Below are 7,802 nucleotides of genomic sequence, written 5' to 3'. Positions count from 1 at the left end.
TTCATATCAACGATTTTAAATACTGCGCCTTCAAGAGTAGCGCCGTCGACGTCATCAACTTTCTTTAATTCCACAGCACCCTTCGTTAAGCTATTCTTAGCAGTAACAGAAGCGATTTTTTCTTGCCCTTTTTTAACTGTGAACTTAATAGGTGTTTCGTTTAAGTCATAATGAGTAGGAGCTTTTGTTTCGATAAACTCATAGTCTCCTGGTGGTAATTCATCCACAACTAAACGGCCGTTTTTATCAGTAGTTAAATCAGTACGGACGTCGTGTCCATCCTTATTAACAATTTTAAATACCGCACCCTCGAGTGTTGTGTTTTCTTCAACATCATCCACTTTAATTAACTCCACACTACCTTTCGTTAAGCTGTTAGTAGCTGTAACGAAAACATGTTTTGTTTGACTTCTTTCAATTGTGAACTTAATCGGATCTTCATTTAAGTCATAATATTTTGGAGCTTTCGTTTCAATAAATTGATAGTCTCCAGGTTGTAAGTCTTTAGCGATGATTTTTCCGTCTTTATTGGTAACTAAATTCGTACGAATATCATTACCGTTCATATCAGTAATTTTAAATACCGCACCTTCTAGCGTTTCTTTCGCATCTAAAGAGTCAACTTTCGTTAATTCAACGCCACCCTTAGTTAAGCCATTTTTAGCAGTAACAGAAACGTGAGTTGTTTGGCTTTTCTCGATAGTGAAAGGAATAGGTGTTTTATTTAAATCATAATCTTTCGGAGCTTTCGTTTCCACGAATTGATAATCTCCTGGTCTTAAATTAGAAGCAGAAACTTTCCCGTCTTTATCAGTAGTTAAATTTGTGCGAACAATTTTACCTTTCGCATCAATAATGTTAAATACTGCATCAGAAAGTTTTGTATCTTGATTTATATCGTCCACTTTAATTAACTCTACCGCACCTTCAATTAAGCTGTTCTTAGCAGTGACTTGTAACTTCTCTGCTTGGCTTTTCTCAATTGTAAATTTAATTGGTGTAGCATCTAGTTTATAGTGCTTAGGAGCTGTTGTTTCAATAAATTGATAGTCTCCAGGATGTAAATCAGAAATAGAAACTTTCCCTTTCGCATCTGTCGTAATGCCAGTGCGAACGTCATTGCCGTTCATATCAACAATTTTAAATACCGCACCTTCAAGAGCTGTACCGTCGATATCATCCATTTTAGAAAGTTCTACCGCACCTTTTGTTAAACTATTTTTAGCAGTAACAGAAATCGGTTCAGCTTGTCCTTTTTCGATAGTGAAAGGAATTGGTTCTTTATTTAAATCGTAATGTTTTGGAGCCTTTGTCTCGACGAATTGATAATCACCTGGACGTAGGTCGTTAATTTCAATTTTTCCTTTACTATTTGTAACAAGGTCTTTATGAATTACAGTACCGTTCATATCAACAATGTTAAATACTGCGCCTTCAAGAGTAGTACCATCGACGTCATCTACTTTAGAAAGTTCAACTCCACCTTTTGTTAAACTATTTTTCATAGTAACAGTAGCAATATCTTTTTGGCTTTTTTCAACTGTAATTACAATTGGTTTTTTGTCTAAATCATAATGCTGTGGAGCCGTTGTTTCGACAAATTGATACGTACCAGGACGTAAATTTTCAACAACGATCTTTCCTTCATTATTTGTTTTTAAATCTGTTTTAAGCACTTTTCCGTTTTGGTCTAGTAAATTAAATACCGCATCAGAAAGTTTCATTTGATCGTTTAGATCATCTACTTTAAGTAGTTCAATACTACCTTGTTGTAAGCTATTTTTAGCAGTTAAAGAAATAGCTTTCTTCTGTCCTTTTTCAATAGTGAAATGGATTGGCGTTTCATCTAAAACGTAATGCTTAGGAGCTTTCGTTTCGATGAATTGATAATCACCCGGACGTAGGTCATTGATTTCGATTTTTCCTTTACTATTTGTAACAAGATCTTTATGAATTACAGTACCGTTCATATCAGCAATGTTAAATACTGCGCCTTCAAGTTTAGCATCATCGATGTCATCTACTTTAGAAAGTTCAACTCCACCTTTTGTTAGAGCGTTTTTAGCCGTAATATGAAGAGTTTCAGTTTGGCTTTTCTTAATTGTAAATTTGATCGGTTTTTTATTTAAATCGTAATGTTCAGGAGCTATTGTCTCAACGAATTGATATGTGCCAGGACGTAGGTTTTCAACAACAATTTTTCCCTCATCATTTGTTTTTAAGCCTTCTTCAACTATCTCTCCGTCTGCATCTAATAAATTAAATACAGCATTAGCGAGCTTCGTATCAGTATCGATATCGTCAATTTTTGTTAATTCAACGCTACCTTTTTTCAACGTATTTTTACCTGTAACAGTAATTTTCTCTGTTTGACTTCTTTCAATTGTAAATGGAATCGGTTTCTCATCTAACACATAATGTTCAGGAGCAGCTGTTTCAATAAACTGATAGTCACCCGGACGTAAATTAGAAATAGAAATTTCACCATTGTCATCTGTAACAAGGTTTGTGCGAACTTCGTTACCATTCATATCAACAACTTTAAAGATTGCACCTTTCAGCATTGTACGATCGATGTCATCGATTTTGGTTAAAATGACGCCACCCTTCGTTAAGCTGTTAGTTGCGGTAACGCTAATATTTTCTTTTTGACTTTTTCCGATAGTGAACGGAATAGGATCTTTTCTTAAGTCATAGTCTTTTGGAGCTTTTACTTCAATAAATTGATAGTCACCTGGACGTAAATCAGAAGCAGAAACTTTACCGTGTTCATCGGTAGTTAATCCTTTACGAACTACCTTTTTCGAATCATGAGCATCAACAATGATAAATTCTGCGCCTTCAAGAGTAACGCCATCAACGTCATCAACTTTTGTTAAAGTAACGCCACCTGTAAGTAAACTATTTGTTACAGTGACAGGGATTGGAAGATCATCCTTGCTACCTTTTTTAATTGTGAACTTAATAGGTGTTTGATCTAACTTATAATGTTCAGGAGCTGATGTTTCAATAAACTGATAATCTCCTGGTGCTAAATCAGGAATAACTAGTACTCCGTAATCATTTGTTTTTAAATCTTTCGCAATTTCTTTGCCAGTTGCGTCTTGTAATGTGAACACTGCGCCGGCAAGAGCGATACTACTTTCCACATCATCTTCTTTAATAAGTTTAACTTTTCCTTTCGTTAAACTATTTTTAAATGTAAGTGGAAGAAGTTTTTGTTGTCCTTTTTCGATTGTAAATTCAATTGGTTCTACATTTACATCGTAATAAGTTGGGGCCTTTGTTTCGATAAGTTTATAGTTACCAGGACGTAAGTCGTCTACAACTAACTTTCCTTCACTATTCGTAACAAGTTCCGTACGAACATCTTCATTCGTATCTCTATTAACAATTTTAAATACAGCACCTTCAAGTGTTTCCTTTTCATCTGCAGCATTCACTTTTGTTAATTCAATACCGCCTTTTGTTAAGCTGTTTTTAGCAGTAACAGTAGCCGACGTCGTTTGACTTTCTGTGATCGTAAATTTAATCGGATTTGTATTTTTATCGTAATACTTCGGTGCTGTTACTTCGATAAATTTATAATCGCCAGGGCGTAAGCCGGTAGCGACAGCTTTACCATCTGCACCAGTTTTTATATTTTCGCGAATGACTTTCTTTTCATCATTAGCATCAACAATTTTAAATACAGCACCTTCAAGAGCTGTGCCATCGATATCATCAACCTTCGTTAATTCAACATCTCCTGGTTTTAAAGCATTTTCAGCTTTCACAAGTAGCGTTTCTTTTTGACTTCTGTCGATTGTAAATTCAATAGGTTCTGCTCGTAAAACGTAATGTTCAGGAGCAGCTGTTTCAATAAATTTATACGTACCAGGACGTAACTTATCAGCTTTTGTTTTTCCATCAGCAGCTGTAGTTAGGTCAGTACGAACATCATTATTATTTACATCAACAATTTTAAATACGGCACCTTTTAGAGGTTTTTTATCACCGAATTCATCAAGTTTCAATAATTCCACTTCGCCTGTTTTTAAACTGTTTGTTGCCGTAACGGTAGCTAAAGATTGTTGGCTTTTGTCAATTGTAAACGTAATAGGATCTGTGTTTAACGTATAATCCTGTGGAGCTTTCGTTTCAATAAATTTATATGTGCCAGGCTCTAAGTCTTTAACAGTTACTTTACCATCCGCACCAGTTGTTACGTTTTCGCGAATAACTTTCTTTTCGTCATTAACATCAACAATTTTAAAGACCGCGTCTTTAAGAGCTGTACCATCGATGTCATCAACTTTAGTTAAAGTAACGCCACCTTTAATGAGATGATTCGTTGCTGTAACAGTAACTGCTTTCTTTTGACTTTTTACAATTGTAAACTCAATTGGTTTTTTATCTATGTCGTAATCTTTCGGTGCTTTTTCTTCGACAAATTGATAGTCTCCAGGGCGTAAATCTTTTGCTTCGATTTGTCCTTGATCATTTGTCGTTAATTTTTCATATCCACGAATTACATTGTTATGTCGATCTCGTACACTGAACTCCGCACCTGCTAAAGTTTTTCCATCTTTATCGACTTTTGTTAAAATGGCCGAACCTGGAATCAAGCTGTTTGTTGCAGTGCGGTTTATTACTGTTGTTTGATCTTCCGCGACTTTAACCTCAATCAGTCGATCATCTAATTTATAATGCTCAGGAGCCTTTGTTTCTTGTAAGTAGTAAGTCCCTGGTTTTAAATGATCTACAGTAATTTGTCCTTTATCATTTGTTGTTAATTTTTCGTGTTCTGAAATTATTTTTTTGTCTTTATCAAGTAGTGTGAAAACGGCACCTTGTAGTGTTACGTTTTTGTTCAGGTCATCAGACTTTGTTAAAACTACTTTCCCGACAAACTTCTTATTTACAAGTTTATATGTTGTAGTCTCTTGTGTACCAAGTTCAACAATTTTCCCTTGTTTTAAATCCCAGCTAATTACATAGCCTTCAGGAGCCTTTGTTTCTTTTAATAAATATTTATCGCGTTTTAAGTTATTAAATTTAGCGATACCATCTTTGTCTGTTGTAATTTTACGGATAACAGTTTTACCTGTACGATCGTATAAAGTAAATTCTGCTCCAGCTAATGGAGTGTTCTTATTGTCGTTATCTACCTTTATAATTTCAAGGTTTCCACGACCTTTAGTAGCAGATCCTCCGCCGGAACCGGAAGACATTCGTACTTCAATCGTTTCGGTAGTTTCTGTATTTGTTACTGTTAACTTATTGCCTGTGATTTTTGCTTTATTACTTACTTTTTCTTTATCGTCTGCATTAATAAATGAACGATATTCTAAAATATAAGCTCGATCAATTTTCTTCAAGAAAGCAATTTCAAAATGTTGCTTTCCGGTATTATTGTCTGTTGTTATTTTGAGTTTATAGTCTGTTCCTTGTTTTAATTCATTTGCTGTATCTTTTGTTACATTTCCATAGTAATCGACAGTTGTAGGATATAAGTGGAATGAATCTTCCACAAGTACTTGATTGTCTGTTGGATCGTCTGTTACAACTGCGTCTGCAATGGTCGATTGGCTTTCATTAATTGCAATACTCCAATTAATATAGTTGTCATCTTGCACAGCTTTTTTAGTAACGAAGCTGCCACCTTTATTTACTTGAGCATCACCTTTAAGAGTGTTTACAATTTTAGAGCCATCTTTCAACTCTGCCTCGTTTTTGTAGGTGCCTTGGATAAGTTCACCATCGAGGCTTGTTTTAAAGATAATATAGTAAGGTGAATTAATTGATTGTTTGAAATGAACCTTTAGGGTGTTTTTATTTTTCTCTGTAGGTTCTTCAAGTTCATATTTCTCAGTTGGTACAGCATTACCAGGTTGTGCATTATTAGGACTTCCATTTAAAATCATATCGCGCACTTCAATGGATCCTGGTACTAACTTTTGTTTATCTTGTATTACGTCTATAATATATGGATCTTTAATCTCAACATTATTATAATTAAAACCTATTATCCAAGTGATTTCTTTCGTTTGGGCGTTATAAGAACCGTATTTATATCCATTCGCCTTTGTGAAAGTATCAGGATCAAAGTCCGCTTCAACTTTATTTGATTGTGGATTGGACCCTGCATCTATCCAAGATAGGTTACCTGTATTTTTAAATGAAGTTTTACCACTTTCTAATTTTGTATAGTCAAAGTCTGTCGTATATTTTACGATTAATGTCTTTGTCATATTAGACTGATATGTACCTATAAGGGTAATTTTGAAACCTTTATCTGTTACATCTAAAATATAATCAGTCCCAGCTTGAAGGGTATAATCTCCGTCTTTAATTTCTAGTTTTTTATCTTTTAATTGTAATCCACCATGGTCAAAGGTATCCGTAATGATCGCGTTGTTTAATGGATAGTTGTTATTATTTACCGTAATTGTCCAGGTTGTTGTTTTGTCTTTATAGTTTGTTTCAGCTTTATTATTAGATTTAATAATATTTTGCTGCTTGAAGCCAACTTCATTTTCTTTACTTGAACCATTATCAGCTGTAACTGTATTTTTTACTTTTCCATCTTTTATGACATTACCAGTTGGCTTTGTTTTATAGGAAATTACATAAGCACTATTAATATCCTCATTAAACTGTAAGTCGAATCCATTCTTCTTGTTACTTACAGTGTAATTATTAACAGTATCTCCTGTTACAAGCCTTCCATTATCATCGTAGGAAGCGTTTTTCACAACGATAGAATTTGCATCTAGTTCATGTGTATCGTCAAAAATATCTTTTAAAAGTGCATCAGTTTTTTTGATATTTTTTTGATCACCGTTGTAAGTAATTGTCCATTCAATCGTTTGCGTCTTTGGATCATATTTACTTGTTTTGTTTAAATGTGTACCACGAGAAACCGTTACAGTAGAGCTTGCGTTTTGTTGTTTTTGATTATCACTCGTTATCGTAACGTTATTTCGGAAGTCTTTTACATTTTCATCAGTAATTTTTGTGGCATATTCGATTTGGTATGCTTTACTGATATTCTCCTTAAAAGCAATCTCCAATTTTGAACCATCTGATGAAATAATTTTGTAATCTTCTGGATCGGCTTCTTTACCACGTGTTGCGTTCCCGTTAACATCGACTTCTAAATAATAAACTTTAATAGAATCTTTATTTAAGCTTGTACCTTGTGGGATGTTATCTTTAAAAACGGCGTTTTTAAGGGTGTCTTTCGTTTTATTCATCTCTACTGTCCAATTAATTTCATTTGTATTAATTGGTCTATCAGGTAACCCCTTTTTGTTCGTGGCTGTTTGTACATTAGGCTTAAAGTCAACTGTAATAGAAACATCGTTATCTTTAATTGGGAAAGGAATTTCTTGTGTTGTTGTACCTTTAATTTCAGCTTTATTAAATTCTGTCTTTAATTGTAGGTTACCAACAACATCTGGATGTTCTTCAACATAATCGTTAAATGTCATCGTGACTTTTCCATCTTTTGTAACAGTAAAGTTACCAATTGGATTGTTTTCACTATCGTATAAAGGACTGTTAATTGTATTGTAAATCTTAAAGTGTTTAGGAAGATCAAAAATATAGTAATCTCCACTTTTAACATTCATCGATTTTAAAAGTTCCCATGTAAACTCAATATTGGCAGGGGAATCTGTACTTGGACGGTTATCCTCTGTAAATGGTTTTCCATCTTTATCCGTCAATTTTACACCCGTTAAAATGTTTGTTGTTATTTGCTTTGGACCTGAATTTGTACTCTCAGCAGGATCGCTTGCTAGATTTTGTTCTTGGTT

Annotated in this window: 1 protein-coding gene; it reads right to left on the bottom strand. The window is 34.2% G+C overall.

What is annotated here, in order from left to right; genetic code table 11:
• A partial coding sequence (locus MR079_RS26770) for a SpaA isopeptide-forming pilin-related protein (RefSeq protein ID WP_242294951.1) occupies positions 1-7,802 on the bottom strand: 7,802 nt, incomplete at both ends.

Origin of the sequence: Bacillus cereus group sp. BfR-BA-01381, from assembly GCF_022663555.1 — a bacterium.
Taxonomy (GTDB): Bacteria; Bacillota; Bacilli; order Bacillales; family Bacillaceae_G; genus Bacillus_A; species Bacillus_A pacificus.
This window is presented reverse-complemented; position numbering and strand designations above follow the sequence as displayed.